At 63.6% G+C, this 2,875-nt stretch carries 2 protein-coding genes; both read right to left on the bottom strand.

Annotation, left to right across the window (positions count from 1 at the left end):
- Positions 1 to 127: 127 nt before the first annotated feature.
- Entirely contained in the window at positions 128 to 685 is a 558-nt protein-coding gene (locus QZY06_RS18415; protein WP_295686801.1) for a hypothetical protein, read from the bottom strand.
- Positions 686 to 889: 204 nt separating this feature from the next.
- On the bottom strand, positions 890 to 2,875 hold a 1,986-nt coding region (locus QZY06_RS18410), incomplete at its 5' end, for a tetratricopeptide repeat-containing protein kinase family protein (protein ID WP_295686799.1).

Below are 2,875 nucleotides of genomic sequence, written 5' to 3'. Positions count from 1 at the left end.
GGCGTCGTCGATGGATTGTGGGCGGGTCAGTATCGCAAGTCGGTTCAGGCGTCGCGGAAGCAAATTTTCTCATGCAAAAAGCCCGTCGGCGGACCGACGGGCTTTCGAGGGTAAGGCTGAGCGGGATTTATTCCGGCAGCGTCACGGCGACGATGGTGCCGGCTTCAATGCCGGTCGTGGTGGTGCCGTTGAAAACGACGCCATTAGGGAACAGTCCATTGGGGAACAGCCCGTTGACGGTGAAGCCGTTCAGCATGTGGCCGTTCAACTTGAAACCATTCATTGCGAGGCCGTTCAGGCTCAAGCCATTCATGGCTAGGCCGTTCAAGGCCATGCCATTGATGCTGATGCCATTGAAGCTGATGCCATTGATGCTGATGCCATTCATCGCGAGGCCGTTCAAGCTCAGGCCATTCAGGTTCATGCCATTGAAGCTGATGCCGTTGATGCTGATGCCATTGAGCATGAGGCCATTCAACTTCATGCCGGCCTCGGCGGAGACGGAAGTGAAGGCGGCGGTGGCGAGGCAGAGGGCGGCGGCGAGGGTCTTGAAGGTCTTCATGGTGAGGCTCCGGTAGAGTGTTGCGAGAGTGTTTAGCGAGTGGTTCGGCGCCGGTGCTGCCCGGCGACGAGACGAACTTTCTGCTTCGGCCCCCAAAACATCCTCTTGTCTCGTTGAAGACATTCCAATGTCTTGCACACTTTTATCAAAATTAAATAAATCAATAGCTTGTGAAATTTCTGGAAGGCCTCTTACCGCTTTTCAGAGGACGGTTTGCCGCAGGTCGGTTCGAGAAAAGCGGAATAGACAGCTCGCTGAGAGCCAAAAGACCTGCCGCACCGGTCGGTGCCGCTAGTGAAAGGACGCAGTTGGAGCCCGACCTGCGGGCTACTTCAGCAGGGCCTCGGCCTGGCGGGTTCTCGAGTCTTCCGGCCCGAGGGCGGCGAGCAGGGTGGCGTGGCCGGATTTCAGCAACGGGCCGGCTTCGTCCAGGTTTCCCCGACCGTGCAGAAACTGGCCGAGCAGGAACTCATCCCAGCCCAGCAGCCATTCACCGTGGGTCATCGCGGCTCGGCCCTCGTCAAGGTTCTGCCGCAGCAGGCATTCGGCGGTGGCATCGTCTTTCCGCAATTCGCTGACATGGGCCAGCTGTTCGCGCAGACGCAGGGTTTCGTAGCCGGTCGGTTTCTGCTGCGGCTCGATGCGCGCCAGCGCCTCGCGGAGTACGGTCTGCGCTTCGGCCAGGCGGTTTAGCTGCACCAGCGTGGCCACAAGGTTGATCACCAGCGGGTTCAAGTCCACGGGTCGCAGGGCATCGCCCTTCTTGAGCCAGATGGCCAGCAACGCCTGCTGTTCGGCGAGCGCGGCGTCGGGGTGCCCCAGAAGGAAGTTGGCACGAGCGCGGGCGCGGCGTTCGAGCAGCGTCTGCCGATGCTCGGGGCCGTAGATGCGCAGCTTCCGGGCGAGTTGCTGCTCAATCCGGGGCAGCGCTTCCTCGGCCCGACCGACACCCAGCAGCGCGTTGACCAGAACGCCATCGCTCTGCGTCATCCACATGCTGTCTTCGCCGTAGATCCGCGCCAGCCCCTCATTCGCCGTTTGCAGCAAGGGCAGTGCTTCGGCATAACGCTCGCTGTAGCCGAGCAGAATCCCGCGAGTCATCAGCAAGCGCAGCGTGACCAGACTGTCCGGGCCGAAGCGCGCCAGCGCATCGCGATACAGGCGGTCGACGGTCGGATCGCAACGGGTGGCGAAAATCGAGAAATAGCCGGCGCTGCATTGCAGGGTCGCGACCAACCCCGCCGCGTCGGCCGCGATTTCCGGATGCGGTGTTCCGGCCGCCTGCTCGACTTCGGCGATCCGCTGCGACCATTTCATCAGGTTGGGAAAGTCGAGCTGGTTGATATACATCTCCCGCAGGGCAGTTCGCGCCGCCTGGGTTTCATCGGCAGCCTCGCCTTGCTGGGCTGACAATTCCTTTTCAGCGATGGTCAGCAGCCGCAGCGCCGGCTCGCTTTCGCCCATCGCGGCATAGGCGCTACCGATCACCCGCGCCAGCGTGGCGTGCACGCTTGGCTGATCCGTGAACTCCTGGTCGAGTTGCTGCTGGGCGCGGTCCAGCACCTCGCGCATGCTCACGTCGCGGCGGCCGGCGATGACCGGGTTGGCGGCGCTGAGCAGATCGTCGGTCATGAACGCGGTGACGGCGGCTGATTCCCTTGCCGCCGCGGTGGCTTTCCTTTCCGCGGCGCGCGCGCCGAGAAACTGCCAGAAGCTCAGGCCCATGCCGACCACGGCAACGGCTGCCAGCGCCATCCACAAGCTGCGCCGGGCGCGGGCGCGATCGAGCGCGGCCTTCGTTTTTTCAGCCTCGGCTGCGGCGGCCTGTTCGCGCATTCTTGTCTCGCGCCGCGCCGGCAAGCTGCGCAGGCGCAGGGCGAGGGCCGCAGCATCGGCCAGCCGTTGCTGCGGATCGCCGGAGGCCGCGTCGCCGATATCCTCGATCAGCAGCGGATCGTCGATCCGTCGTTCCCAGCCTGGTGATAACGGCCGGCGCAGATCGCCGACAACGAGCTGATAGAGCACCACGCCGAGCGCGTAGACATCCGAGCGGATGGTCGGCGGGCTGCCGTCGAGCAGTTCCGGTGCCAGGTACTGCGGTGTGCCGCTGCTGGCGTCGACGAGGGTCTGGGTGAAGCCGAGCTGGGCGATGTCCAGCGAGCGCAGGCGGTCGCGATCGATCAGGCGGGCACTGCCGAAATCGGAGAGTTTGACTTGCAGTTTGTCGGTGCCGCTGCCGGCATGCAGCAGCAGATTGGAAGGCTTCAGATCCTTGTGCAACACGCCAACCGAATGCGCGGCGGCCAGGGCATC

Origin of the sequence: uncultured Nevskia sp., from assembly GCF_903885465.1 — a bacterium.
Taxonomy (GTDB): Bacteria; Pseudomonadota; Gammaproteobacteria; order Nevskiales; family Nevskiaceae; genus Nevskia.
Note: the sequence above shows the minus strand (reverse complement) of the source record. Positions and strands in the feature narration are given on the sequence as shown.

Coding starts and splice junctions, on each gene's coding strand:
- QZY06_RS18415 (WP_295686801.1), bottom strand. CDS start 685: ATGTCTTCAACGAGACAAGAGGATGTTTTGGGGGCCGAAGCAGAAAGT.